General features: G+C 72.1%; 22 protein-coding genes. 7 read left to right on the top strand and 15 right to left on the bottom strand.

What is annotated here, in order from left to right; translation table 11 throughout:
- Nucleotides 1-280: hypothetical protein (locus ACQB60_RS15935; RefSeq protein ID WP_496926622.1), on the top strand; the 280-nt coding region annotated here is incomplete at its 5' end.
- A gap of 338 nt (nt 281-618) precedes the next feature.
- Here ACQB60_RS15935 and ACQB60_RS15930 read toward each other — a convergent pair.
- On the bottom strand, nt 619-1,908 hold the full coding sequence (locus ACQB60_RS15930; protein WP_496926621.1) for a lipase family protein: 1,290 nt from the start codon (nt 1,906-1,908) through the stop codon (nt 619-621).
- Between the two features lie 491 nt (nt 1,909-2,399).
- Between ACQB60_RS15930 and ACQB60_RS15925 the strand changes: the two genes are divergently transcribed.
- A complete protein-coding gene (locus tag ACQB60_RS15925; RefSeq protein ID WP_496926620.1) occupies nt 2,400-4,463 on the top strand; it encodes a choice-of-anchor A family protein in 2,064 nt (687 codons plus the stop codon).
- A gap of 69 nt (nt 4,464-4,532) precedes the next feature.
- Here ACQB60_RS15925 and ACQB60_RS15920 read toward each other — a convergent pair whose 3' ends face one another.
- The 5 genes from ACQB60_RS15920 to ACQB60_RS15900 all read right to left on the bottom strand — a co-directional run bounded on the left by ACQB60_RS15920 (nt 4,533) and on the right by ACQB60_RS15900 (nt 10,564).
- Complete coding sequence (locus ACQB60_RS15920) at nt 4,533-5,258, bottom strand: L,D-transpeptidase family protein (protein WP_496926619.1); 726 nt, start codon at nt 5,256-5,258, stop codon at nt 4,533-4,535.
- A gap of 253 nt (nt 5,259-5,511) precedes the next feature.
- The gene (locus ACQB60_RS15915) at nt 5,512-6,945 is read right to left on the bottom strand and encodes a nitroreductase/quinone reductase family protein (protein WP_496926618.1); all 1,434 of its coding nucleotides are present in this window, start codon (nt 6,943-6,945) and stop codon (nt 5,512-5,514) included.
- Nucleotides 6,946-7,130: 185 nt separating this feature from the next.
- Nucleotides 7,131-8,300 (bottom strand): baeRF2 domain-containing protein, encoded by a 1,170-nt coding sequence (locus tag ACQB60_RS15910; protein ID WP_496926617.1) that lies wholly within the window; start codon nt 8,298-8,300, stop codon nt 7,131-7,133.
- Nucleotides 8,297-9,004 (bottom strand): phosphoribosyltransferase, encoded by a 708-nt coding sequence (locus ACQB60_RS15905; protein WP_496926616.1) that lies wholly within the window; start codon nt 9,002-9,004, stop codon nt 8,297-8,299. Before ACQB60_RS15905 ends, ACQB60_RS15910 begins: the two co-directional genes overlap by 4 nt.
- 423 nt (nt 9,005-9,427) lie before the next feature.
- Nucleotides 9,428-10,564 (bottom strand): site-2 protease family protein, encoded by a 1,137-nt coding sequence (locus ACQB60_RS15900; RefSeq protein ID WP_496926615.1) that lies wholly within the window; start codon nt 10,562-10,564, stop codon nt 9,428-9,430.
- A 1,171-nt stretch (nt 10,565-11,735) separates the two neighbouring features.
- On the opposite strand from ACQB60_RS15900, the gene ACQB60_RS15895 reads away from it, so the two are divergent.
- On the top strand, nt 11,736-11,873 hold the full coding sequence (locus tag ACQB60_RS15895; protein WP_496926614.1) for a hypothetical protein: 138 nt from the start codon (nt 11,736-11,738) through the stop codon (nt 11,871-11,873).
- Between the two features lie 379 nt (nt 11,874-12,252).
- On the opposite strand, the gene ACQB60_RS15890 is transcribed toward ACQB60_RS15895, so the two are convergent.
- Genes ACQB60_RS15890 through ACQB60_RS15880 form a run of 3 tightly spaced genes read right to left on the bottom strand, consistent with a single transcriptional unit; the run spans nt 12,253 to nt 13,852 of the window.
- Nucleotides 12,253-12,840, bottom strand: coding sequence for an Rv1733c family protein (locus ACQB60_RS15890; RefSeq protein WP_496926613.1), 588 nt, complete (start codon nt 12,838-12,840; stop codon nt 12,253-12,255).
- Nucleotides 12,841-12,846: 6 nt separating this feature from the next.
- Complete coding sequence (locus tag ACQB60_RS15885) at nt 12,847-13,113, bottom strand: hypothetical protein (protein ID WP_496926612.1); 267 nt, start codon at nt 13,111-13,113, stop codon at nt 12,847-12,849.
- A gap of 13 nt (nt 13,114-13,126) precedes the next feature.
- On the bottom strand, nt 13,127-13,852 hold the full coding sequence (locus ACQB60_RS15880; RefSeq protein ID WP_496926611.1) for a CBS domain-containing protein: 726 nt from the start codon (nt 13,850-13,852) through the stop codon (nt 13,127-13,129).
- 970 nt (nt 13,853-14,822) lie between these two features.
- On the opposite strand from ACQB60_RS15880, the gene ACQB60_RS15875 reads away from it, so the two are divergent.
- Nucleotides 14,823-15,695, top strand: coding sequence for a universal stress protein (locus ACQB60_RS15875; protein WP_496926610.1), 873 nt, complete (start codon nt 14,823-14,825; stop codon nt 15,693-15,695).
- 99 nt (nt 15,696-15,794) lie between these two features.
- Complete coding sequence (locus tag ACQB60_RS15870) at nt 15,795-16,691, top strand: universal stress protein (RefSeq protein ID WP_496926609.1); 897 nt, start codon at nt 15,795-15,797, stop codon at nt 16,689-16,691.
- Nucleotides 16,692-16,732: 41 nt separating this feature from the next.
- On the opposite strand, the gene ACQB60_RS15865 is transcribed toward ACQB60_RS15870, so the two are convergent.
- Nucleotides 16,733-17,815, bottom strand: coding sequence for an Acg family FMN-binding oxidoreductase (locus tag ACQB60_RS15865; RefSeq protein ID WP_496926608.1), 1,083 nt, complete (start codon nt 17,813-17,815; stop codon nt 16,733-16,735).
- A gap of 240 nt (nt 17,816-18,055) precedes the next feature.
- Here ACQB60_RS15865 and ACQB60_RS15860 point away from each other — a divergent pair, with 240 nt between their 5' ends.
- On the top strand, nt 18,056-18,280 hold the full coding sequence (locus tag ACQB60_RS15860; RefSeq protein WP_496926607.1) for a DUF2180 family protein: 225 nt from the start codon (nt 18,056-18,058) through the stop codon (nt 18,278-18,280).
- Nucleotides 18,281-18,501: 221 nt separating this feature from the next.
- Here the strand turns inward: ACQB60_RS15860 and ACQB60_RS15855 are convergent, their stop codons facing one another.
- Nucleotides 18,502-18,657 carry a hypothetical protein gene (locus tag ACQB60_RS15855; protein ID WP_496926606.1) on the bottom strand — a complete coding sequence of 52 codons (156 nt, stop codon included), beginning with the start codon at nt 18,655-18,657 and terminating at the stop codon, nt 18,502-18,504.
- Nucleotides 18,658-18,839: 182 nt separating this feature from the next.
- On the opposite strand from ACQB60_RS15855, the gene ACQB60_RS15850 reads away from it, so the two are divergent.
- On the top strand, nt 18,840-19,214 hold the full coding sequence (locus ACQB60_RS15850; protein ID WP_496926605.1) for a hypothetical protein: 375 nt from the start codon (nt 18,840-18,842) through the stop codon (nt 19,212-19,214).
- Here ACQB60_RS15850 and ACQB60_RS15845 read toward each other — a convergent pair.
- The 4 genes from ACQB60_RS15845 to ACQB60_RS15830 form a co-directional block, all read right to left on the bottom strand.
- On the bottom strand, nt 19,189-19,332 hold the full coding sequence (locus ACQB60_RS15845; protein WP_496926604.1) for a hypothetical protein: 144 nt from the start codon (nt 19,330-19,332) through the stop codon (nt 19,189-19,191). The two genes, ACQB60_RS15850 and ACQB60_RS15845, sit on opposite strands and share 26 nt — an antisense overlap.
- 294 nt (nt 19,333-19,626) lie before the next feature.
- Nucleotides 19,627-21,072: a phosphoribosyltransferase family protein gene (locus ACQB60_RS15840; protein ID WP_496926603.1), complete on the bottom strand. Its 1,446-nt coding sequence runs from the start codon at nt 21,070-21,072 to the stop codon at nt 19,627-19,629.
- Between the two features lie 270 nt (nt 21,073-21,342).
- The gene (locus tag ACQB60_RS15835) at nt 21,343-21,765 is read right to left on the bottom strand and encodes a hypothetical protein (RefSeq protein WP_496926602.1); all 423 of its coding nucleotides are present in this window, start codon (nt 21,763-21,765) and stop codon (nt 21,343-21,345) included.
- Nucleotides 21,766-22,403: 638 nt separating this feature from the next.
- Nucleotides 22,404-24,734 (bottom strand): heavy metal translocating P-type ATPase, encoded by a 2,331-nt coding sequence (locus tag ACQB60_RS15830; protein WP_496926601.1) that lies wholly within the window; start codon nt 24,732-24,734, stop codon nt 22,404-22,406.
- Nucleotides 24,735-24,838: the final 104 nt, after the last annotated feature.

The raw sequence follows: 24,838 nt of genomic DNA, 5'->3' as shown, positions 1-24,838 counted from the left end.
CGTAGGCCGTGACGCGGCGGCGCTCCACCTCCAACTGCACGCCTTCGACCGCCCGGCCGACCGCACCGTCCGCCGCTGGAACACCTGGACCCTCGACCACCACCGCGCCGTCCGCAAGGAGCTCGCTGCGGCCAAAGCCCCCCGCCCCGCCCCGCCCGCCCTGGCGGACGACCCCGCAGCGGTCGCCATCCCGATCCCCGTTCACGAACGGTTCGCCCGAGCCTGGGCGGAGCACGCACGGCCGAGGCCGCGGCGCGGCCAACTGCTCGATTCGGACTGAGTTCGGTCAGCCGGTCGGGAGCTGGGTGATGTGCCCGGGGGGGCAAGCCGGTGGATGGCCGTGCAGCACTGATGGGGATCACGCACCTGCGAACTGGCACGGGGGCTGGCACCTGGCCCTGACTCCGCTGGGCCCTCCTGGTTCGAACGCGTAGTTCCGCGGATCGTGTCGAATCAGCGCCGGCAAGCTGTCGGTGAGAACCGCAGGCCGGAGGCCGTCCGTGAGGGCGGCCTCTCTTGTTGCTCTGGGAGCGGTGGGAGGGAGCGGGCTCCCTCCCACCGCTGCCTATGTCTGTTTGCTTCTACTCGGCCTGGGCGCCCAGGCGCAGGGCTCGTGGTTCACGTGCCGCAGTTGCCGGATGTGGGCTGGCCGGCGAACCGCTGGCCGAGCCACTCGAGTGCCGGGCCGTTGCCCTGGATCGCCGTCCCGACATGGGACTGACCGGGGAAGGACTTCCACTCCACGGCGTGGCCCTTCGCGCACCAATCGGCGCGGAGCTTCTGCCCCACCGCGTAGGGGATCGTTTCGTCCGCGTCCCCGTGGTAGAGGAACGTCGGCGCCGACGGACGCTTGCTTCCGATGAACTGCTTGGCGATGGCCCGCTGCCAGTCCCGACGCTCCAGCGGGTTGGACGTTGTCACATCCTCGATGGTCTTGCCGCGCCCGGCCTCCAGGGCCGTTCCGACGCATTCGTTCCGGACCACGGCGGCGAGCTTGCGGCCCTCGTCGTTGAGGTATTTGTCGAGGTGGAGAGCAGGATCGGCGGCGTTCAGGCCGACGGCCGACATCAGCAGATAGCCGGCGCTGTCGCTGCCCTCGAGCGAGTCGGCGACCTTGGCGAGATCCGCCGGGACACCGCCGCTCGCCGTGCCCTTGACCTTCAGTTCGGGAGCGTAGGACGCGGCCATCTCGGCGGCCTTCGCGCTCGCGCCACCGCCCTGCGAGTAGCCCATGATCCCGACAGGCGCCGCCTTGTCGACCCCGTACTTCGCCGCTTCAGGGTGCCGCTGGGCCGCGCGTGCCGCGTCGAGCACCGCGCTGCCCTGCGCCTTGGCGACCATGTAGGTGTGGTCCCCCGGCGTGCCGAGGCCCTCGTAGTCCGTGACGACGACCGCGTAGCCCCGTACCAGCGCGGCGTTGACGAGCGGTGCCTCGGTCGTGGTGCCGCCCGGGAATCCGGCGGAGGGTGCGCACTTGTCGCCGAGGCCGACGGTGCCGACCGCATACGTGATGAGAGGGCGGGGAGTCGTCTTGCCGTCGTCGGGAACGATCACTGTGCCGGAGACCGCGTTGGGCCGGCCGTCGGCAGAGGTCGACCGATAGGTGATCTTCCATGCCTTGGTGGGGGTGGGTACGCCCGGCGTGTACTGGAACGCGGACGGCTCCGAGCTGAGGATCTCTCCGGGGGGCGTCTTCTTGCCCGGCCTCTTCCCGCCCGGCCGCTTCTTGTGCTTGTGGTGCTTCCCGGTGCCGGTGGCCGCCCCGGCGGACTGGGTCGAGGGGATCGCGTTCGGGGCGTCGCTCGGCGTGTGACCGCTCTGCGCGGCGGCGGACCCGGGCAGAGCGAGCACCGCCACTGCGACGGCGGCCCCTGCCGCCACCGTTCTCCTGCGTAAGGCTGATGTCATGCGGCTCTCCCAACTCTCCTGTGGGGAAGGGGGGTTGACGGAGAAACATTAATGACCCGTCAGTAATGTGGCCATAGCTGTAGCAGTGGTCCGGGACGTCACCTCCGGACGGCGCGGGGATGCGACGGTGAGGCGGGTGACGGGGATGCCGCTGCGCCCTCGTGTCCCGGGTGGAGTTCCCGCACGGACTGCCGGGGGGGTGACGCGTCTGGGCCGGCGGGCCCCTTGCGGACAGGCACCTCTGATGACGCGGCCCCCGCCTGCTCGCGCTTTCCTGCTCCTTTGGGGTGGGGTTGCGCGCGACATCAGGGCGACCGGGGAAGGCGCGGGTGCCGACGTGTGAATCTGGGGCGAGGGGGATCATCACACTTCCTGAGGAGCTGGTTGTCCCCGTGTTCCGTCTCTTGCTCACTGCAGGGCCGAGACCGCTCGGCTCGACCGTGCGTCCGCGCCTGCGCGCAGCGCTGCTGGCGGTGGCGGCCCTGGGTGCCATGGCTGCATTGCCGACGCCCACCGCGACCGCGTCCGCGACCGTGTCCGGGGCGGCGCTGGCCGCGAAGCCGCTGCCCGGCGGGCTCGGGCCGTGTGTCCCGGGCAACTGCCCGTCCGGCGGCTATCCCCCCATCAACAACGGATCGATCCAGTACCGCGACAACGCCATCAACGTGTACGTCGGCGGCGACTTCCGGGTCCGAGAGAAGGCGGCCGAGGCCGAAGGCCGGGTCGTGGTGCTCGGCGACTTCGACCAGCAGAAGGGAGCGGGGGTCAGCGGCATCTACAACGTCGGCGAGGCCGGAGTCGGTTCGCGCGTCGCCCCGCCGGTGGGCTCCGACTGGCTCACCACCGGTGGCAACGTGACCGTCGCCAGTGGGCAGCGCCTCCTCGCCGACGAGGGGGTCGTGCGGCACGCGGGCACGGACAGCGGCACCATCGTCGCCCAGCAGAACGTGCGGGACGCGGGCGCGGCCACCCCGTACATCCCGCTGCGCGACCAGCTCACCGAGGCCAGCAAGTGCTATGCGCACCCCACCGGTGGGAGCAGCACACGGCCGCCCACGGGGACCGCGGTGCACGCGGGCGGCGAGACGCTCTTCACCGGTGACGGCACCTCGAAGATCCAGGTCTTCAACGTCGACTTCGACATGCAGAGCGCGAGCGGCGGGCAGGAGGGCATTCGCTTCGCGAACATCCCGGACGACGCCACCGTCCTGGTGAACGTCCTGGGCACCCGCCGCGTCATCAACACCTACAGCGGCACCATCGACGACTCCAGCCAGCTCAACCAGATGCGCAGCCGCCTCTTGTGGAACTTCCCGGACGCGACGTCCGTCGAGTTCAAGGGCACCGGGCAGTTCCAGGGCAGCGTCCTGATCGGTGAACAGGCGTCCATGACGACGGTGAGCGTGCCGGGCATGAACGGGCGCTTCTTCACCACCGGTTCGCTCACCCACACCAGCTCGGCCACGGGCGGCGGCGGGCAGGAGTTCCACAACTACCCCTTCGAAGGTGACCTGCCCGACTGCGACGTCGCCCCCACCGAGGGGGAGGTGAAGGTCCTCAAGACCGACAAGGACACCGGCGACCCGATCGCCGGGGCCGTCTTCGAGCTGTGGCACGAGACCAACGGACAGAGCGGTCTCCAGATGGACGGTGCCAAGCCGGACACCCGCGTCGGGTCCGCCTGCACCACCGAGGCAGCGGGCGAATGTGTCCAGACGGTGCCACTGGGCACCTACTACTGGCGTGAGGTCCAGGCCCCGCCCGGCTACGTCCCGCCCAACCCCGCCGTCCTGGGCCCGATCACCCTCACCAAGGACAACGCCGACAAGGGCGTCTCGGTGACCGCCACCAACACGAAGGAACAAGGCACCGCCTCCGGTGAGGTCCGCGTCCTCAAGACGGACAAGGAGACCGGCCGACCGCTCGGCGGGGGCGTCTTCCAACTCTGGATCGAGGCCAACGGCCGCCCGGGCCTGCAGACTTCGGGCCCCAACCCCGACGTTCCCAGGGGTGCCCCGTGCACCACAGGGGGCTCCGGAGTCTGCGAGCAGACCGTGCCCTTCGGCACGTACTACTGGCAGGAGGTCAAGGCCCCGGCCGGTTACGACCTGCCGTCGCCCGCGGTCTTCGGCCCGATCACCCTCACCAAGGACAACGCCGACAAGGGCGTATCGGTGACCGCCAAGGACAGCCGACACCGCGCACCCAAGGGGTCCATCGCGGTGGCCAAGACCGACAAGAAGAGCGGCCGGCCGCTGGCCGGAGCCGTCTTCCGGCTCTGGCGTGAGACCAACGGCCGCCCCGGCCTGCAGACGTCGGGCTCCCGCCCCGACACCGCCGTCGGCCGTGGCTGCGCCACCGACAGGGCGGGCCGCTGTGCCTTCACCGGCCTTCCGCTCGGCGCGTACTACCTCCAGGAGACCGCCGTACCGGAGGGCTATGTACTGCCCTCACGTCCGGTCACCGGGCCCTACCAGGTCACCGCCCGCAACGCTGCCAAGGGCGTCACCGTGAAGCTCGCCAACCAGCGTGGAGAGCACGGGAAGAAGGGCTGAGCGGACCCGACAGCCGTACGGCACGGCCGGGCGGGGCATTCCGGATGCCCCGCCCGGCCGTGCCGCGTGTCAGCCCCGCGTGCCCGGCTTGACCCCCCACACATGGACCAGGTCGCCCACCTTGAGCAGCCGCCACAGCCGCTCCGCGTCGGGGACCCGCAGATTGATGCAGCCCGCCGAGCCGCCACCGTTGTACAGATCGTGGGGCGAGCCATGCAGTGCCTGCCCCCGGTCGAAGAACTGGGCGAACGGCATCGGCGCGTTGTGGAAGAGGTTCGAGTAGTGGTCGCGGTGGCGCCAATACACGGTGTGCCAGCCGCGGCGGGTCTCCTGCCCGTCGCGTCCGGTGCGCACGGGCACAGGCCCGAAGTCCACGCGACGGCCGGTCTGCACCCACAGGAGCTGGCGGTCCATGTCCACACACGTCACCCGGCGAGGGCGCACGGGGCAGTGTCCGGCACGGTTCGGGTTCCGCCCGGCCTGGGCGACGAGCATCATGCGGTACGTCCACAGGTTCGCCGTCCCGTCGGCCGGTCGCACCCCCTGCCGCTGCTGGAACCGACGGATCGCCTCGCAGTCCGCGTCCGACTGCACCCCGTCGACGCGCAGCCGCAAGTACCCCTCCAACTGCCGCTGGTACGGACCGGTGTCGGCAGTGCACCGGGCCGTGGCCGTCGGCAGGGGGGCGCTCGCCGCGGCTTCCGTGGGGGCCATGCCCAGCAGCGCCGCCCCGCTGAGCAGGACGATCGCGGCTCCACGGAACCTGGCGCGGATGGAGTGCGGGGAGACCGCCATGAGGCCCCTTTCTCTTGTTCGTCGTCCCTCTAGCCGTCCGGCTTGTCCGTCCGGTGGCCGAGTGCCTCCGTCTCACCTTCACGGCTGATCGCTGCCGAGGCATCCGCAGCGCCTCCGTCCGGATGGACCCGCCGAGCCCCGATCGCCGGAGTGCGGCGCCGCGCAGCCGGCCGCCAGCGGGGGAGTCCGTGCACACGGGCGCGATGTCTTACCGGTCCCCATGTCCGGCCGTTCCCGCCCGGCGGGGTGCCCGTCACGCGGCTCCCGACGTGCGGGACGGACGGCAGAGGAGCACGTGTTTGCCGGTCATGTGCCCTTGTCCGAGGCGTTCGTGGGCCTGTGCTGCCCGTGCGAGGGGCAGGGGTGTGACCGGTGGCGGGTTGATCGCGCCCGATGCGAGCAGGCGCAGGAGCGCGTCGAGGTCCTCCTGGTACCAGTCGGGGTGCCGGTCGCGGAGTTCGGCGATCCGGTACGTCGTCACGTGCTTGTGGGCGGGGAGCACCGTGGCCGCGAAGAGCAGGGCGCCCACGGTGTAGAAACCGAGGGTGCGGGCCAGGCTGTGCCGTCCGTGGGAGAGAGTCGCGTGGTGGCCGAACAGGATCAGTCGCCCCCCGGGGCGCAGGGCTCGGTAGGAACCCCATGCCGTACGGCCGCCGATGCCGTCGAGCACGACGTCCGCACCGCCGCCGGTCTGGGCACTCACTCGGGCGGCCACATATTCGTGGGTGTAGTCGATGGCTGTGGCACCGAGCGCCGCGACGCGCTCGGCGGCTTCACCCGCGGCCGTGCCGTACATCTCAAGGCCGTCGCGCAGGCCGAGTTGGAGGGCGGCGGTGCCGACCGAGCCGCCGGCGCCCTGGACCAGGACGCGTTCTCCTTTGCGTACGTGAGCGGCGCGGTGCAGCAGTTGGTACGCCGTCACGTAGCTGAGCAGGAGCCCGAGTGCCTGCAGTGGGTCCACGTCGGACGGCAGGGCCACCAGGCGGTGGGCGGGCAGGCAGACGTAGTCGGCGTAGGCCCCGTACACGGTCAGCGCCGCCACGCGCTGCCCGGCCGTCCAGCCAGTGACTCCCGGGCCGAGCGCGTCGACTTCGCCGACGAGGTCGTAGCCGGGGGTGAACGGCGGCTTGGGCCCGCCCGGGTAGACGCCTTCGCGCAGCAGCACGTCGGTGAAGTTGACCTCCGTGGCGGTGACGGCGACGCGTACCTCTCCGGCTCCGGGCTCCGGCACGGCCTCGGTCACCAGCCGGAGCGACTGCGGTCCGCCGGATCGCGTGACGACGATGCGGCGGTTGACCGCCTCTCCGGCCCGGGGCGCGGGGCTCGGCCCGCGCAGTCGCAGCCGCACCATCACCACACCACCGTGGGGCACCTGGGCATGCGGGAACCGCAGCCGGTAGGTCCACAGAGCGGCGCGGGCCTCGTACGGCAGCACGGCGCTGTCCAGGGCCTCGGCGGTGGCATCGACCTCCCGGCCGCGCAGACGCAACCGGACGGGGGCGGCCGGACGCAGGCTGCGCCACCACGTGTTGCGGTGGGCATCGCCGACGAGGACGTAAAGGGTCTCATCGTCGGCGGAGCGCGCATACCGGACGGGCACGGTGTGGAGGCGTCCGCTCCTGCGGCCGGCATAGGTGATCAGCACAAGCGTGCGGCTGAGGGGCCAGTGCGCCCGCGAACGCAGCACGGCACGGATGGTCGCGTCGAGAGCATGGATCGTAGGAGTGCCTGGACGCATGGCTTCTTCGCCGCCTTCCGATTCTCTTCCCTTCCTGTTCCTTCCAGCCTGTCCGGTGATGGTGCGGGTGTCGTGGGGCCGAACGCCCCTTGAGGGGGGCTCGGACGACTCCGCCCGCGTCTTGTGGACCAGGCTCACGGCCCCTGGTGGCCGGGGCGGTTGAAGCGGCACAGGCCGCCGATTCCCTGGGCCGGCGCGCCGGGCGTGCGGGGTGTCAGGACGCGTACGTCGGATCCTGTGAGGAGGGCGGCGCGGACCGCGATGTCCGTCAGGTGTGCCTGACTGGCCCCTACTCCCTTGCGTAGCAGGGTGCGATGGCGCGGGGCGACGTCGGTGGGGGCGGGGCCCACCCAGGCCGTGCGGTGGTCCCGGGGGTGGTCGGTGACCACGAGCGTGTCCAGACGGCCCTGGGCGAGCGCCGTGAGCGTGGCGCGTGCCCCGTCGACCGTACGGCCTCCTGGGCGGCGCTCGGCTGCCAGGTGCCGCAGGACGGCTGCCGTCTCCGCTTCGGCGGCCCGGTGCAGCTCCGCGACGATCTGCACGGACCGGATGCCGGCCGCGCCGTCCGGGCTCCGGCCGCCGCTGACACGGCGGACTGCGACATCGCGGTGCACGCGGGTGGGCAGGTGCTTCAGCAGATACTGAACGGCCCGTACGTCCCCGGCGAGCAGCAGCACGTGCGCGCCGGTGCGGGTCAGTGCGGCGGTGACGGCGCCTGCGGCTTGCGTGGCGTTGTGCTCCCAGGAGTCTTCCGCGCGGTGTTGATAGCGCATCTGGGACCGGCCGCCGGGGGCGTTGCGTTCGATCTCGTCGTCGGGGCCGTCCACCCTGCGGCGGGCCGGCTCGGTGCAGCCGGGTGGGTACGCCTCGATGTCGGCTCCGGTGCGGTCGACGAGGGCGAGGACGTGCGCCGGGTGCTGCTGGTGCCACTCAAGGAGGGGGAGCAGGTGGGGCACGGCCGCGTACCGGGCGAGGTCGCCCTGTGCCGATCCGGGGAGGCGGGTGGCGAACAGCACGCTGTCGGCGGTGGCGAAGGCGGCCAGCACCCCGGTGCCAGGAGTGGCCTTCTTGACCAGGGGTGCGAGATGCGCGGCCGCTGCCGCCGCGCCGCCCTCTGCGGCCAGGTGCCCGGTCAGGGCCTGTTGGCGCAGCGCGGTATCCGATTCCGCCGTCGGGCGTGGATCGAGCGCGAAGTACAGCGAGAGCACGGGTGCTTGTGCGGCTGTCTGTGCGGCGCACAGCGCACGCAGCGTATCGGTGTCGACTGTCGCGGAGCTCGTGGTGATGCTGGCGTGGGTGGTCACGCTGACCGTCCTTGAACGGGCGAATGAGAGTCGTTCGGGGTGTGCTGCCCGACGGCGACGGCGCGAGACGCGGCCAGCAACCTGCTGATCTCGGAGTCCGGGGTCGGTCGGTGATCCCGGTAGCAGGCGTCGGTGTCGGAGATGTCGCGGATCTCCGTACAGGCGATCTCGGTGACCAACGGCCGCAGCTGGTGGAGGACTTGGGGCGGAGCCACCGGAACGGCGAGGACGACATCCTTCGCTCCTCTGCGGCGCAGGACGCCGACGGCCGCACGCGCCGTGGTCCCGGTGACCACGCCGTCCTCCACCAGGACCACTTCGCAGCCCTTGACGTCGACGGGCGGGTGGCCGCCGCGCAGGAGGCGGGCTCGGCGCGCGAGCCAGTCCCCGGCCTCGCGGGCGAGTTCGGGCAGGAGCGGGCCTTCGGAGGCGAAGCGCCTCAGGAAGGTGTCAGCGCATACGAGCATGCCGTTCTCGCCCACCGCACCGATGGTCAGTTCAGGATTGCCGGGTGCGCTGATCCTGCGGACGAGGGTGACGTCGAGCGGCACGCGCAGGTGGCGCGCGACCTCGTGGGCGACCGGAACGCCGCCCTCCGATACGCCGATCACTGCCCTGACGGCGCGGCCGTCGGACCAGTGCGGCAGACGCGCGACTTGTTCGGCCAGGAGGCGGCCCGCGACGCGGCGGTTCGGGAAGACCATGACGCATCACCGTCCTGACGGCCCTCGGGCCTCTCCGCCTTCCGCCCCGCGAAGCCTTCTGGTGGGAGCCGGAACTCTCGTGTCGGAAGCGGCGGTTCGGAAGGATTCTGCGTTTGCCCCGCAGGCTGATTCCAGCCTACGGCCGCCCGCACGGCGCGACAGAGCCGAACGGGGCGGTGCGGGAGGGCCGGAGGGCCCGCCTTGACGAGGGGAGGGGCTGGTCTGCCGCGCGACTCCCGTCCCATCGGAGGCGCATGACCACGCACCGTCCTGTCGCCGTCGACATCGCCGGCGCCAGCACGCCGACCCATGCGGGGCACTCCAACCCGACAGTGATGACCCGCAGGGACGGCCTACGAGAGCTCCGCGATGTGCGTCACGTCGATGCAGCAGGGAGCGTTGGGGACGCGTTCCAGAGGCGGCTCACGTGTTCGGCCGCGTGGCCGTGGTGAGCCAGGTCAGGGCTCGGCTGATGTCGCTGCTGGTGACGATGCCGACCAGGAGGCCGTCGTCGAGCACGAGGGCACGGTGGTCCTTGCCCGCGTTCAGGCGCGGCACCAGGTTCAACACCGGGTCGTCGGGGGCGGCGGTGACTACCTCTGCCAGTGGGCGCATCACGTCGGCGACCGTGGAGGTGGAGCGGGCCTGGACCGGGGTGCGGTTGACGAGGCGCACGGTGACCAGACCGACCACCGTGCCGTCCGGGGTGAGGACGGGGAAGGCCGAGTGGCGGTAGTGGCCGAAGAGCCCCTGCGCCAGGAATGCCGTGAGGGGCACCGTGGCGGGGACCGTCACCAGGTCGCGGGTCATGACCTGGCGAACGGGAATGCCGTTCAAAGCGCTGCGCAACTCCACCTGTTGGGCCTCGGCGGACGAGGCGGCGATGAGGAACCAGCCGACGAATGCGGGCCACAGCCCGGACAGGTTGCCCCACAGCACTGCTCCGAGTCCGGTGATCAGCATGAACCAGCCGAGGGCCCGTCCGGCCGCGGCTGCGGCTCGGGTGGCGCGCAGACGGTCACCGGTGCGGTGCCACAGCAAGGCGTGCAGCAGCCGACCGCCGTCGAGTGGGGCGGCGGGCAGGGCGTTGAAAACGGCCAGGGTGAGGTTGAGCGCGGCCAGCCAGGCGAACGTCTCGGCCGGCAGCCCGGAGGCGGGCCCGGCGCCAAGCCCCAGGGCGACACCGGTGCACAGGCCACCCACGAGGGCGCTCGTGAGCGGTCCCGCAGCGGCGATACGCAGCTCCGCGCCCGGAGTTGAGGGCTCGGTACGCAGCCGGGCGACGCCGCCGAGCATCCACAACGTGATGCCGTCGACCTGGACGTCGTGTCGATGGGCGACGACGGCGTGGGCGAGCTCGTGGGCGAGCAGAGAGATCAGGAACAGCACCGACGCCAGGAACCCGAGTGCCCAGTAGAGAAGGGCGGGATAACCCGGGTGAATGTCAGGGAAGCGGCCTTCGGCCAGCATGACGGCGACCAGCACGACGATGGCCAGCACACTCCAGTGCAGACCGACGCGGACACCGGCGATCCGCCCCAGGGACAGTGTGTCCTTCATCGTCCACCCACCTCACTGGCGTCCGGCTCCCCTCCCGGCGCTTCCCGGAACCGGGCCCCTTCTCCGTAGCCCTTGCGGGTCGTCCTCGTACCCACCCGACGTGCGGGGCACCGCGCTTCGCTCAGGCCCGTCGCGGCCACGCGGCCCGTCGTTCGGCCGTTGATGCTGTCCCCCGTTCCCTTGTGTCCATCGTCGGGCAGAAGACGGTGGCCAGGGCCGGGCCACTCGGGCCTTCTCGGGGGACAACCGGTCATGACTCCGGCGCTGCGGGGCCTTGGCCAAGGCCGTCCGCCTGTTCCAGCTCCCCCCAGCCCTCAACTCCGGGACCAGTAGGTGAACCAAGGCCCTGGAGCAGGCTGTCGCTGATGTCGCCGTGTCCCAGAGGCGGCGTTGACCGCCCTGGCCAGGGCCGAACTCCGCATCCACGTCGAGGCCCGTGAACCTCTCGGCCTCTCTGCGAACGTGGCAGGCAACCCCACGGAGGGGTGCGCCCTACCGCGTATCCGTATCCGGTGGGTACGCGGGGTTGGCCGGCCTACGGCCGGGCATCCGCGTGCCCTGGGATCCCGCGACGCCGACCGCATCGCACCGCAGGGGGATCAGCCGCTGCTGCGGCGCGAGGAGCCGCCGCTGCTCTTCCAGGGGTTCGCGCGCACGCTCGGCAAGGCCACACCCGGTACATCCGTGGCAATCGGCCGACGAGCACTCCGGCTCGCGTCTCACCCCGCTGCGCCCGGCAGTGATTTCCCGCCCGTACCGGGTCATGTCGCCCCAGCCCCTGGCGGCCCCCTCGGCTGTCGCCCGTCGCGCAGCCCTCTCCGGCCCCACAGGTCCGTCACCCCCAGGTCCGACCGCCATGTCCCCTCCCGCTCCTCGATGCGGAAACCCCGGCCCGTGAGCAACCGGTCGTCATCGACCTCACCCGTGACCTTCTGCCCCCACCCCCTCATGCTGCGCATCCTGTCCCTCGGACGAGTTCGAGGCGTCCGTCGCGGGTGATGACGCTGGTGGCGGGTGTGCTCCAGCAGACGCAGTGCGGAGCAGTGTCATGGGCCTGGGGTGGGGCCGGGCGGGGTAACCCGGTCGGCCCGCGCGGGGAACAACGGCCTCGGGCGTGACGGACGCGGGGCGGGTTGGGTGGAGTTGAAGACACGTGGTGAAGGGAGGGGCCGTGCAGACGATGCTGACCGCCGAGTTCTGGGCGATGTTCTTCACTCTGCTCTTTGTCGCGATGGGGATCCTCTTCCTGTTCGCGCTGGCTACCCAGGCCCTCTACGACCTCACACATCACCGGCCGATAAGGCCCTGACCTCTGGCGCCGGTGCGGACACGCGCCGCCCCGAAGCCCGGCGACTCGGCCAAGACCCGGGCGCAGTTCACCCGGGCGCGGCCCGCGGCCGCCTGGCCGGGCTTCCCGGCGGTGAACTCAACATCGGGTACGCGGGCCGTGGGCCCGACTTGCGCTGCTGCCGCGCGGGTTCACGCGGCTGCGCTGCCGCGGCCGAGCTGAGCGGCAGCGTGCGGCCGATACCGTGACCTGCGTGCAGCGCTCGACCGCCTCACCGAGCAGTACCCGCAGGTGTACATCAGCGCTGAGCGGATCCCACCGCGGCGTCGTGCGAGACCTTCACCCTCCGGTCCCAGGCCGGGCCGCGGCAGGCGCCAAGTGGCCGTGCACCGCAGTTGGTTCAGCTCTTCCGCTGCCGCCACTCGGGGCCCGTCCGTGCCCATTCGCGGTCCCACTCGGCCATGCGGTGGCGCTGTGCGATCCGGCGTACGACGACGTATGTGCCGCACACCAAGACCGTGAGCGAACCGGAGGTGGTGGTGGCGTTCGTCAGTGTCCGGGACCAGACATCGGCCGTGTTCATGGGCGCGGGCACGACCCTGTCGCGTGCGTCCAGCCAGATCTGTGTGTGGTCCCCACGATGCGCGCCGGCCGACACCAGGGCTGTTCCGTGGCGGACTACGCCGTCCGCATCGCTCCAGCGCACAGGGACGAGGTGCCGCTTCACGGCGCCCGCACCGTGGACCGCAGGCGGCAACGCGGTTGCGTCCCGCGTCAGTTCGGCCTGTACCGGGTGGCGCGCGGCTGCCTGTGCCGCGGCCTCGGCCCGAGCCTTCGGATAGGTCGAGATCCCCGCGGTCAGCCCCGCCGCTGGGACACCGAGCGCCAGCACGGCGCCGAACACGAGCACGGTCCATGCCTCCACGACGTCCGAGCGGCGGCGCAACTCATTGTGGCGCCATCGCCACCAGCGCACACGGGTACGCACGGCCGCTCACTCCTCACCGGGCGTGGCCGACGCGGAGCCGGGCTCGGCGGCGGGGCCCAGCGCCCTGGGCCTCGCCCGCGCGAAGTCGTGGAAGCCGTCGCCCCGCTGGCGTGGAGGGACCGCGCGGCGCCCGTCGCGGAGGCCGCGGACCTGTGATGCGGACCGGGCCGCTGCTGCGTGGCCTTGCTCGCGCGGCATCTCGGCGACTGCTTCGGCGGTCCCGGCAGTCGAGCCGTTCTTGGGGGCGTGGCCGACCAACACGTTGGGCGTCATGGCCGTCGTCTCCTCACAGCTTGCGCAACCACTCGTCGGCGACACCGTGCAACGCCTGCTCGTCCGGGCGCAGATGGGAGTCGTCGAAGCGATAGGTGAGCTTGTCGACGACGGCCACGACACCGTCGATCTGCTGGGCCATGCGCACCGCCACCGAAACCGCGCTGCGCCGTTCCAGCTGTCCGCGCAGCGTGATCACGCCTTCCTGGACCTCGACGGAGATCGCTCCGGGGCCCAGCCACAATGTGCGGACGAGCACCTCCTCGATGACGTCACGGCGGAGGTCCTCGTCCGGGCGCAGGAAGACCTGGAGCAGGTCGCGCCGGGTGACGATCCCGACCAGGCGGTCCTTCTCGTCCACGACCGGCAGCCGTTCGACGCGGTGGTGGGCCATGGTGCGGGCGGCTTCGGCGATCGTGTCCTCGGCGCGCGTGGTGACGGCCGGACGGGACATCAGCCGGCCTGCGGTGCGGGCCCGCTTCCTGGCCCGCACCGCTCGGCTGCCAGCTGTGAAGTGCGGCCACCGCACGCGGTGTTCCGTGAGGTCGGGTTCGGTGGTCTGCCGGGCCAGGAGGTCGGTCTCGGAGATCACTCCGATCACTTTCTCGTCGACGTCCACCACGGGCAGGCCGCTGATCCGGTGCTCGTGCAGCAGCCGCGCTACCTCCTTGAACGGAGTGTCGTAGCCGACGCGTACGACTTCGCTCGTCATCACCGAGCCGATCTTGCTTCGTTTCATGGGACTTCCCCTCCTCGGACTTCTCGGAACGGCAGGCATCTGAGCGAGGCCGCCGCAGGCAGGGGCGCCTGGCACGCTGGGACAGCAGGCAGACGCGGGCATCGAGCGAGGTGACACCCCCGACCCGGGCCGGGGCGGGGTTGAAGTCGGCCTCCGCCAGACACGGCAGGCCGCTCGACGACCGTGAGACGCGGTGCCGCACCGGTGCCGCACCGGTGCCGAGCCCGGTGGCTCCACCGGCCCGTGCCACCGGTCCGGGACGCGGCGAGCAGCGCCCTACACGCGGTCCCGTGGGAGCCGTGCACGCGGTCTGCGGTCGTGCGGCGCCGATCTCCGGCCCACCCCGAAGAAGCGCGAGCGCAGCTCCTCCGTCGCAGCTCCTCCGTGGACATCGCCTCGTAGGCATGGTGCCCATCTCGGCCCCCTCGTCGGCGAATCGCCACCCTCAGCGTCCTTCGCCCGGCCCGCCCGTCCCAGAGGCTGCCCGGGCCCATGGCGAGGGCCGGTCGTCCTGTCGGGCGGCCCCGTGAGCCACGGCCGGCGGATCGGCAACGGACGTGACTACGCCCCCTGAGCCCCTGCCCGGGAGCAGCATGCAGGCCAGGTCGGTGGCCCGGTGCGGGGGCAACGGCGGTCAGCGGGGCGGGGGCGTCGTACTCGGGGGCGGTGCAAGGGGCGCAGAACGGGAGCCGCCGCACGTCGGTCGCGACCCTTCGCGCCCGGTGAGGAGACGCAGCCCGTCCCACGCCGCGGTCTCGCCGGAACTCGCTGTCGACCCCGATGACGCCTATGCGGGTACGAGCACGAATTCGCCCGGCTCCCGCCACCCGTCGGTACCCGCCCCCTCCAGGACGCCCCCCTCCAGGGGGCCAAGCGGCCTCTCCCCGGGGCCGCTTCGCCGCTGCCGGGTCGCACGGCTCGGTGGCAGCGTCGAGAAGAGACGAACGGCGAACAGAGAGGGGCCAGGACAGTGGAGCAGCCACTGATCGTGGGCGTCGACGGCTCGGAGCCGAGTCTCCAGGCCCTGGACTGGGCCGCGGATGAGGCCGTACGGCGCGAAGCGACACTGCGCGTGGTGTACGGCGCCGGCTGGGGGTGGTACGAGCGCCACGAGTTGTCCGCAGTCACCAGCCGGAGCGATGAGCGCGTGTTCGCCGACCACATCGTCGCGCAGGCGGTCGAGCGCGCCAACCGACGTGGGCCGGCGGTGAAGGCCATCGGCGAGGTGGTGCCGGAGGACCCCGCCGCGGCCTTGATCCGGGAGACCCGTACGGCCTGCGCCGTTGTCGTCGGCAGCCGTGGCAGAGGCCGGCTGGCAGGGATGCTCCTTGGTTCGGTGGGTCTGTCGGTCGCGGCCCATGCCGAATCACCGGTGATCGTCGTACGGGGCGGGACCAAGAATCGCAGCGGGGGCTTCGGCCAGGTGACCGTCGGTGTCGGCGAGGTTCAGGAGACGTCATCGGCCGTGGCCTTCGCCCGCGCAGCCGCCGAGCAGCGCGGCGCCGCCCTGCGTGCCGTGCGCGCCTGGCGCTGTCTGGCGCACGAAGTCCCGGACTACCCGCGTGCCTCGGGATGGACGGACGGACACCAGCGGCGTGCGGAGGCGGAACTGGACGAAGCCCTGCGCGAGCCGACGGTCAGCACACCGGGCACACCCGGCGTCCGCCGAGAGGTGGTCGAGGGACATGCCCGCGTGGTGCTCCTGAACGCCGCGGTCGCCTCCGATCTGCTGGTCGTCGGGGCGCGGCGCCGCAAAGGACATGTGGGGATGCAGCTCGGTCCCGTCAACCACGCCTTGCTGCACCACGCCGACTGCCCGGTCGCCATCGTCCCCCGCGAGTGACGCACGACTTCAACCGCCCCGAGCCCGAGCCGAGGGCGCCCACTGACCCGTCCCACGAAGACCCGTCCCACGAAGACCCGTCCCACGAAGGAAGCTCTCATGTCCTGCCGCACCGTCACCGCCGGAATCGACGGTTCCCGCGAGAGTCTGGACGCCGCCGACTGGGCGGCCCGCGAAGCCGAGCTCCGCGACCTGCCCCTGCGCCTCCTGCACGCAGGCACCGAGGCCGACGCGCCCACGCACCTGCCCGAAGTCGATGTGCCGGCCGAGCGCGCCCGCACCGCCCTGGACCGTGCGGCCCTACAACTCTCCTACGCCCACCCGGCGTTGAAGATCGTCGCCCGGCGCATCGACGATCCGCCGATCCCGGCTCTGCTCCAAGCCGCCGCCGAGTCGGAAGCCCTGGTCCTCGGCTCCCGCGGGTTCACGGCGTTCGCCGGGTTCATGGTCGGCTCGGTGGCCCTCGCGGTCGCCTCCCGCGCCGAACACCCGGTCGTTCTCGTACGGGCCGGGGAGCGGCCGGAGGACGAACGTCTCCCGTACACGGACACGGCGCCCCTTCATCGCACGCCGTACCGGCAGGTGCTGCTCGGCCTCGACCTGGACCACCCGAGCGACGAACTGATCGCCTACGCCTTCGACGCCGCCGCGCACCGCCACGCATCCCTGCACGTCCTGCACGCCCGGACCCTGCCTCCGCTCGCCGGCTCTTACCCTGCGGTCCCCTCCCTGCTGCCCGACGAGGAGGATCTGCGGATGGCCAAGTCCCAGGCCCTCACGGCAACCCTGCAGCCCTGGCGCCACAAGTACCCCGACACCCCGGTCACCGAGAAGATCGTGCACGGACACCCCGGCCACCACCTCATCAAGGCGGCCACCGGTGCCGGCCTCCTCGTCATCGGCCGCCGGCGCACCACCGGCCCCCACCTGGGCCACACGGCTCACTCCGCGATCCACCACGTGACCTGCCCGATCGCGGTCGTCTCGCACGACTGACACAAAGTGAGAGACCGGACCGGGCATCCACGGCGCCCTTCTCACCCTTCTCCCCGTGCGAGACCGTTGGTGATCGCGGGTTTGTCGGCTCTCCGGGCCAAGGACACATGCGGCTCTCGCCCCGACCGTGCCCGTAGCACATCCGCGACCGGACGCCGTGGTGTCGGTGCTCCGTGGGGTGCGTGGCCGAGGCGCAGGATCATCTGTGGAAACGGCCCGAACCACAACGCCGCGCGTACCTCGCTGCGCAGCCGCGGCAGTTCCAGCGGCTGGGTGTGGAACGCAGCCGCGGAGCCGTACGCGGTCGCGTGCAGCAGGACCCGTTGCAGGGCCTGTCCTGCCTGCAGCCACTCCGTACGTGTGTCGCGTCGGGTGGTGAGGACGGCAACGAGACCGGTTCGGCTGCGCCACACCTCGGGTGGCGCCGGCAGGGTGAAGGTGAGGCCGAGGAAGTCGCGGCCGGCGAGGGTGACGCAGTCGGGGTGGTAGGTGCACGTCGCCAGGGGAACACCGTCGAGCCGGGAACCGTGGAACTCCTGTGACCATTGCAGGAGTTCGGTACGGCGTCCGGGATCGCGGCGGTGGATGGTCTCCGCTTCGCGGACCAGTTCCGCGATGCGGGCGCGCTGCCGACCGGACTCCACGACACGCAGGTCGGCGCCCTCGGCGTGGGCCTGTCGGCGCAGCTCATCGATGAGGGGCGGGGGAAGCGGTGAGGCACTGAACGGTCCGCGGTGCGTGTGGCGGACACGCAGGGAACGGTGCATCAACTCCGTTGCCTCGCTCGCCACTTCGTGCGGACCCCAGTCGACGTGGGCGAGATGAGCCGGGTTCGACGCATGGGGGAGGAGGCGTACGACGGGTACGAAGCCCAGGTGCCGCATCGCCAGGCGCACGTTGAAGAGCGCCGCGCCGCAGCTGATGAAGAGTTCCCGTGCGTCGGGGTCGGACAGGGTGAGCCGGCGGGTGGGGTCCGCGTACAGGTCCAGGCCGGTCGCGTCGCCCGTGAACAGCCAGGGCTGGGAGTTGTGCAGGGACGGGGCCAGGACGGCCGCCCGCACAAGGTAGTTGGCCGCGTGGTGGGGGCCGGCGGAGCGGAAGTCGTGCGTCTGCGTGGCGTCCATGGCGGCACCGTCGCTTGTCCTTGTGCACGGCCCGGTCGGCCATCCTCGACCGGCCGAGGACCTGACGAATCGGGGCGGCTTCGGTTCGGGACGGCTTCGGTTCCCTTCGAGCGTCGCGTCATGCCGTGTTGGTGGGCAGGGGCCGTGCGTCCCCCGGCCCCGGGCCGTGTGGACCACGCCAACGTGGCTTGGTTCGCGGGAAGATGGGGGCGTAGGGACGGTTCTGTACGGAGGGTCGTCATGAACTGCTATGACTGTGCGCTGGCCGACGAGGCCGTGGCGGCCGTGGCCGTGTGCCATCGGTGTGGTGTCGGATTGTGTGCCGAGCACGTACGGGTGGGACGGGAGCCCGTGCCGAGGACGGCGGGCATGGGGCTGAGCCACAGCACCCGGCTCGCCCGGCACGTGACGTGCCCGGTGTGCCACGGGGCCGAGGTTCCCGAGTACCTGGGGAGCGCGGGCTGAGAGCGGACGGGCGGAAACATGTGTGACTCCCGCCGGGTGCCGTCCCGGCGCGGCAGTGGTCAGCTTCGCGGCACCCCGGCCGGTGAGGCGAGCCTGCGGTGCAGGCCGAACGAGACCTGGGTGGGCGGCCCACCGCGGAGGCCGAGAGTGGCGCGAGGTTGCGGAGGATGACGGCGAGACTTCGCTGCTGGGAGAGGAGGACGGTCCAGGAGCCGACGGCTTCATGCGTAGGGCACCGCGTGACCGACGGCGCGCAGCCACCTGGGGACGATGATGAGCGGCCAGGCGCAGCCGCCGAGCATGCCGAGCCCGATGCCGACGGCTGGGCCGATGGCGTGGAGCTGTTCCGGGGTGCGGAACAGGGCGCCGGACAGCACGCCCGCTCCGGTGCCCACCGGCGCCGGACGGCGATCAGCAGGGTCGCGGTGAGCGGGTCACCGCAGTGGACGGCGAAGGCGGGTGCGCCGATGCCGACGACCGATGTCGACTGGATGAGGGCAAGGGCGAAGCAGGCGACCGGCGGGTCTCGACGATGGCGGCGCCGCCGGACAGGGCGTTGATGAAGACGAGCAGGACGAGCAGCATGGTGGGCGGCCGCCTGGGAGAGAGCGACCCGCCCGCCGAAGGTGCCGCCGGTCCTGACCGTGAAGCGGGCTGCGTGGAGCCGCCCCGTGTGGTCGGCGACGACGACGGCGGTGATCGAGGAGACGGCGACGGGCACGGCCGCCCCGCCGCGACGATCACGATGCGGAACTGGTCGAATCCCCTGACGGCGGCCCCGATCACGACGATGATCGCGACGGGCAGCAGGAGCATCAAGAACAGCGCCGTCCGGTCGCGCAGCAAGCGCGGCACGGTGGTGGTGCGGGCCCTTGGCCGCGATCGGGAGTACGGCACGCATGCCCGGCTCACTCCCGCAGCGCCGTGCCGGTGACGTGGAGGAAGGCCGACTCCAGGTCCGGTGCGACGATGGCGACGCTCCTGATCCGGATCCCGTACTCGTGGGTGAGATCGAGGAGTTCGGGCAGCAGGCTCCTGCCGTCGTGCACCACGGCCTCGACAGTGTCCTTGTGGTCACGGCCACGCCTTCGCCCACCGCCTGCCGCAGTTCGCGGCAGGCGCCGACGTGCGCGACGAGGTTGCCCGTGGCGGTCAGACGCACCTTGTCGCACTCGGCGACCCGTGCCACCAGTTCCCGCATGGTGCCCTTGGCGACGAGCCGTCCGGGATGACGTGCCCTGCTCTGTGGGGCGACGCCGACCGTCGGCTCGTCCGTACCGGACCGGCATATTTCAGGACGGTGCCCGACGGCCGGCGCGCGGGTCCCCGCGGAGCACTTCCCGCGCTCATGAGGTCAGCCTCGGCACTCCCCGCACCGCATCGCGCGGGGCCGAAGGGTCCACGGATGCGGCCTCACGTTCCCGTTGCTGGGCGTGGGGAGGGGGAAGGGGCCTGTGGCCATCGTCGGGGGGCCGTGGCTGTGCCGTCGTGAGGTGGGAGGTGAACCAGTCGCGGGCGAGCCCGGACACCGCGGTGAGGGCACCGGGCTCTTCGAAGAGGTGACCGGCGCGGGGGACGACAGCGACTCGGTGCTCGCAGCGCATCCGCGCGGCTGCCTGCTGGTTGAGGGCGAGGACGGCGGTGTCGCGGCTGCCGACGATGAGCAGGGTGGGCGCGCGTACGGCGGCGAGCGGGGCGGGGGCAAGGTCGGGGCGGCCGCCGCGGGAGACGATGGCGAAGCTGCGGCCACCGGGCCCCGCGGCCGCCGTCAGGGCCGCGGCGGCGCCGGTGCTGGCCCCGAAGTAGCCGATGGGCAAGCCGGTTTGGCGGTGCAGCCATGCGGTGGCCTGGACGAGGCGGCCGGACAGGAGCCGGATGTCGAAGACGGCGGAGCGGCGGCCTTCCTCGGCGGGGGCGAGCAGGTCGAAGAGCAAGGTGGCCAGGCCCGCCCGGTTCAGGGCAGCGGCGACGTAGCGGTTACGCGGGCTGTGGCGGCTACTGCCGCTGCCGTGGACGAAAGCGACTGCCGCGGCCGCGTGTTCGGGGACCGTCAGACGTCCGGCCAGACGGACCCCGCCGGCGTCGAAGGTCACCTCGCGGTTCGACGGGGACGCCTGCGGGCGCGGGGAGGGGACCGGCTCCGCGCCGGTCACCATCGGCCGGCGGGCACGGGCGAGCAGGGACGCCACCTCGTCGTCGCCGGTCTGGGTGAAGTCGTGGTACCAGGCGCCGACCCCGTCGAAGTCGCGCGCCGTGTGCAGGCACACCAGTTCGTCGACGGTGAAGCGGAGTGCGGCCACGGTCTCCAGCGGGCCCAAGGGCACGGCCAGGACGACCCGGGACGGGCCCTGGGCCCGCACGACCTGGCACGCGGCAGCCGCGCTCGCGCCGGTGGCGAGCCCGTCGTCGACCACCACGGCCGTCCGCCCGGCCACCGGGATACGTGAGCCGGTGGCGCGGTAGCGGGACACACGGCGCTCCAGCTCCGCGCGCTCGCGCGTCTCCACGGCCGCGCGCTCGTCGTCGCTCATCCGGGCGTCGCGGACCACGTCGTCGTTGATGACCCGGGCACCGTCCTCGCCGATCGCCCCGAAGGCGAGCTCCGGCCTGTGCGGCACACCGAGCTTGCGCACCACGGTCACGTCCAGCGGGGCGCGCAGGTGCCGGGCCACCTCGAACGCCACCGGTATCCCGCCGCGTGGCAGCCCCAGCACCACTGGGTTCGCGGCGCGCAAGTGCCCCAGCGCTGCGGCCAGTTGACGTCCGGCCTCCCTGCGGTCGTCGAATCGCATGCCCCGTCGCCCCCCCCTGCCGTCGGACCGGAGGTCGCGTAGTCCGTCTGTTTCGTCTTCTTCTCATTACAGCCCGCGGCCACCCCGCCCGACAGGAGCGGACGACCCCGGTCCGGGCCCATTGGGCCCACCCCTCATGGCCGTGGCCTACCTGCGCCCCTGGCCGAAGCCGCCGCGTGCTGCTCGATGAAACGGCATTCGGCCGTACCGGTTTCCCGGCCGGCGAACTCCCTCATCCCCTCGTCGGCCGGGAAACGGCCCTCGCGCCGGCTACCTCACCGGGTCGTGGCGCGGGGCTGGGGGAGGGAAGCCGTCGCGACGCTGCTGACGCGGCAGCGACTGCTCCCAGGGGGCGCGCGTGGCGAGCCGGATGTGCCCGTCGGGCGTGCGGTGCAACTGCAGGCCGTCGGCGTGCGGATTCACGGTCAGAGGGTCGATGCCCGGACGTACACCGTCCAGGAGGAGGGCGTTGTCGGCGGTGACCGGGAGCCAGGCCGGAGGGCCGGGCTCAGCTGGAGCGCTGTAGTCGGTGACGGCCAGAGTCACCGTCGTCCCGTCCGCCGTCACGATGAGGCCGATGCGCGGTGTGTCGCTGTGACCGATGACGTAGTGAGCGGCGATCCTGACCGCGTCGCCCGCCCGCTTGAGCAGCCACTTGGAGGCCCCGGCCCTGGCCAGGGCTGCGACCGCCACGTCTGTCAACAGAGCCAAGTCCTCAGACGAGCGTCCGGCCTCCACGGCCAGGGACAGCCGGTGATCACTCAGCGGCGCCGACGGGTGCTTGTCGGCGTCGTCCTGAAGAGGGCGGGGCAGCCCACGCACTTCAACGGTTCGTCCCATCGACGCCTCCCCTGCGCCATGAGCACGTGACAATGCGGACGCAAGACGGCTGCTGGGGCGTCGGTCTCGCGTACAGATCAGCGCGAGCCGGGGTCCGGGGCGTACTCGAGAGGTTACGACTCCGTCAACGGCAGGTCCAGGTGCGTCGGACTCCAGGTGCGAGACCTCTGACGCATTGACCGGATACGGGCACTCGGTCACCGGTGGGCCGACGGCTCCTCTCCGGGCTCCAGGCGTAGCCGGTTCGGCCCGCCTCACGGGAGCGCGGGGCGCTCACCACTTGGCAGGGATCACGAACCGATGGGGGTGTGCGGGACGACCGGTCCGGGGTGGCGCGGACGATGCGCAGGTGCAGGTGGCTGCGCTGTTGCAGACTTCCGCCGACTGGAGTGCGCACCTCCGCCGTCATGACGGGCGCGACGCTGACGGGAAGATCCTCGCCGTCACTCGGCATGGCCGGGCACATGGCCGTGTTGGCGGGGGACTTGTGGTCATGGGGCGAGGGAGAAGTAGTTCTCCTCCTCCTGGATGAAGTGCAGGCGCAGGACGGTGTTCAGGCCGTACAGGCAGCAGCGCAGGTCATCGAGTTGTTCCGGGGCCAGGACGCCGTCGCCGTGGGCCAGTTGAAGGTGGGTGGCAATGCGGCGGGAGAGGCGGTCGATCTCGGCGTGGGCGCGGCTCATGGTGGCGGTTGCCTCGGGTCCGCCCAGGGTGGGGGCGAGGGCGGGATACAGCTGGTGCTCCTCGGCGTGTTCATGGGGCAGCAATCGCTCGCTGAGCAGCCGGTGCGTCTCCTCGACAGCGGCGAGAGCCTGGGGGCCGGGGCTGTCGGAGAGGTGGTCGGCTGCGTCGCGGACGGCTTCGAGGACATCCTGGAGGTCGTCGTGTTCGGCGGCGAAGCGGTGGATGAGGGCTTCGGCGGTCGGAGTGAGCGGCAGCCGGGCCGCGTGGTCGACGCGCAGGGCGCGCAGGGCGTTGAGGATGACGGCGACATCGATGCCCTCCTGGAGCAGCGCACCGACGGCGGGCGGGAGCAGCCCGACGGCGGCTGCGGCCATGGCGGCCAGGGACATGAGCATGCCGCCGAGGGCGCTTTGAACAGCGATGCGGCGGGCACGTCGGGCGATGGTGACGGCGTCGGCGAGGCGGTCGACGCGGTCGGTGGTCAGGACGATGTCGGCGGCTTCGGAGGAGGCGGTGGAGCCTCGGGCGCCCATGGCGACGCCGACGTGGGCGGCGGCGAGCGCGGGCGCGTCGTTCACGCCGTCGCCGACCATGACGGTGACCGCATGCTCGCGCTCGGCGCGTACGAGGCCGACCTTCTCGGCCGGGCCCAGCTCGGCTCGTACGCCGTCGAGGCCGAGGACGGCAGCGACTTCACGGGCGGGTGCGGTGCGGTCGCCGGTGAGCATCAGCAGCCGTTGGATACCTGCCGCGCGCAGGTGGCGCACGGTGCGCGGGGCGTCATGGCGCAGGGGGTCGGACAGGAGGACCGCTCCGGCCAGGTGCCCGTCGACGGTGAGCCAGGCGACGGCCGCGCCGTCGAGCAGGGCGCGGTTGTCGACCGCCTTGGCCCACGCGGGGCGTGCGCCGGAGGAGACGTGGCGGCCGATGGTCGTCCGGTGCCCCTTCACAGTGCCGGTGGCGCCTCGGCCGGGCTCCTCGGTGACATCTGCCGGGATCGAGAGCTCCAGGGCGCGCGCTCGGGCAGTGTCGACGATGGCCTGAGCAAGGACGTGCGGCGAGTACTGGTCGACCGAGGCAGCCAGACGCAGGACCTCGGTGGGTCGGAAGCCGGGGGCTGCGGCCACGTCCAGGACACGAGGGCGACCGCGGGTGAGGGTGCCGGTCTTGTCCAGCAGGAGGGTGCGGGCGCGGCCGAGGTTCTCCAGCGTGCCGCCGTCCCGGACGACGACGCCGAGGCGGGAGGCGCGTGACAGGCCGGAGACGATGGCGACCGGTGCGGCCAGGAGGAGGGGGCAGGGCGTGGCGACGACCAGGACGGCGACCCCACGTACCGCGGATCCGCTGATCAGCCACGCCAGACCGGCCGTCGCGAGAGACAGGGGAAGGAACCAGGCCGCGTACCGATCGGCCAGCCGCACGACCGGCGCGGACTCGGCCCCGGCCTGCTGGGCCAGCCGGACGATCCCCGCGTACGTGCTGTCCCGCTCCCTGGCGGTGGCGCGCATCTCGAAGGCGGCGCCCGCGTTGACCGCACCGCTGCGCACCTCTTCGCCCTGTGCCCGCTCTACTTGGAGGGGCTCGCCGGTGAGCACCGACTCGTCGAGTACGGCGGTGCCGCCCACTTGACCGTCGACGGGAACGACTTCACCAGGGCCGACAACGAGCAGGTCGCCGACGGCCACCTGGCCCAGCGGCACCGTGGCCACCCCTGCGTCCGTTCGGCGGCGCGCCGTGCGCGGCGCGTGCTCCAGCAGGGTCCGCAGGTCGTGCGAGGCACGCCGCTGGGCGGCAGCTTCCAGAGTGCGGCCGGTGGCGAGCATCAGTGCGATCAGAGCGCCGGCCAGATACTCGCCCACGGCCAGGGTGCCGCCGAGCGCGAGCACCGCGATCAGGTCCACACCCGCCTGCCCGCGCCGCAGTGCGGCCAGCACCCACGCCACTGCGGGGATGACGGCGGACACGGTGCCCAGAGCCCAGAACATGTCCGCGATGCCGTTCGCACCGGTGAGCCAGGCGATGCCGCCGCCTGCGAGAGCTGCCGTCGTGACAGCCAGGACGGCCGGTTCGAGCCGTAGGGCCGCGAGAGAAGCGTTCCGGCGCGTTGGCCGTGTTGTCGCGGTCGTGTGGCGGTCCATGGCGTACCTCGGTCCGTCCGGCAGGGTGACCGTTGCTCTGTCCCCCTCCATCACATCGCGCCCCTGACGCCGACGGCAGGGGACGTCCGGCCCTGCCCCGGGGC

The organism is Streptomyces odontotermitis (genome assembly GCF_050510915.1).
GTDB lineage: Bacteria > Actinomycetota > Actinomycetes > Streptomycetales > Streptomycetaceae > Streptomyces.
This window is presented reverse-complemented; position numbering and strand designations above follow the sequence as displayed.

Excerpts from the sequence above, each read along its gene's own strand:
- ACQB60_RS15850 (WP_496926605.1), top strand. The coding sequence starts at position 18,840 with ATGAAGACGAGCAGGACGAGCAGCATGGTGGGCGGCCGCCTGGGAGAG.
- ACQB60_RS15885 (WP_496926612.1), bottom strand. The coding sequence starts at position 13,113 with ATGACGCCCAACGTGTTGGTCGGCCACGCCCCCAAGAACGGCTCGACT.
- ACQB60_RS15900 (WP_496926615.1), bottom strand. The coding sequence starts at position 10,564 with ATGAAGGACACACTGTCCCTGGGGCGGATCGCCGGTGTCCGCGTCGGT.
- ACQB60_RS15880 (WP_496926611.1), bottom strand. The coding sequence starts at position 13,852 with ATGAAACGAAGCAAGATCGGCTCGGTGATGACGAGCGAAGTCGTACGC.
- ACQB60_RS15830 (WP_496926601.1), bottom strand. The coding sequence starts at position 24,734 with ATGGACCGCCACACGACCGCGACAACACGGCCAACGCGCCGGAACGCT.
- ACQB60_RS15905 (WP_496926616.1), bottom strand. The coding sequence starts at position 9,004 with ATGGTCTTCCCGAACCGCCGCGTCGCGGGCCGCCTCCTGGCCGAACAA.
- ACQB60_RS15920 (WP_496926619.1), bottom strand. The coding sequence starts at position 5,258 with ATGGCGGTCTCCCCGCACTCCATCCGCGCCAGGTTCCGTGGAGCCGCG.
- ACQB60_RS15930 (WP_496926621.1), bottom strand. The coding sequence starts at position 1,908 with ATGACATCAGCCTTACGCAGGAGAACGGTGGCGGCAGGGGCCGCCGTC.
- ACQB60_RS15840 (WP_496926603.1), bottom strand. The coding sequence starts at position 21,072 with ATGCGATTCGACGACCGCAGGGAGGCCGGACGTCAACTGGCCGCAGCG.
- ACQB60_RS15860 (WP_496926607.1), top strand. The coding sequence starts at position 18,056 with ATGAACTGCTATGACTGTGCGCTGGCCGACGAGGCCGTGGCGGCCGTG.
- ACQB60_RS15865 (WP_496926608.1), bottom strand. The coding sequence starts at position 17,815 with ATGGACGCCACGCAGACGCACGACTTCCGCTCCGCCGGCCCCCACCAC.
- ACQB60_RS15870 (WP_496926609.1), top strand. The coding sequence starts at position 15,795 with ATGTCCTGCCGCACCGTCACCGCCGGAATCGACGGTTCCCGCGAGAGT.
- ACQB60_RS15925 (WP_496926620.1), top strand. The coding sequence starts at position 2,400 with ATGGCTGCATTGCCGACGCCCACCGCGACCGCGTCCGCGACCGTGTCC.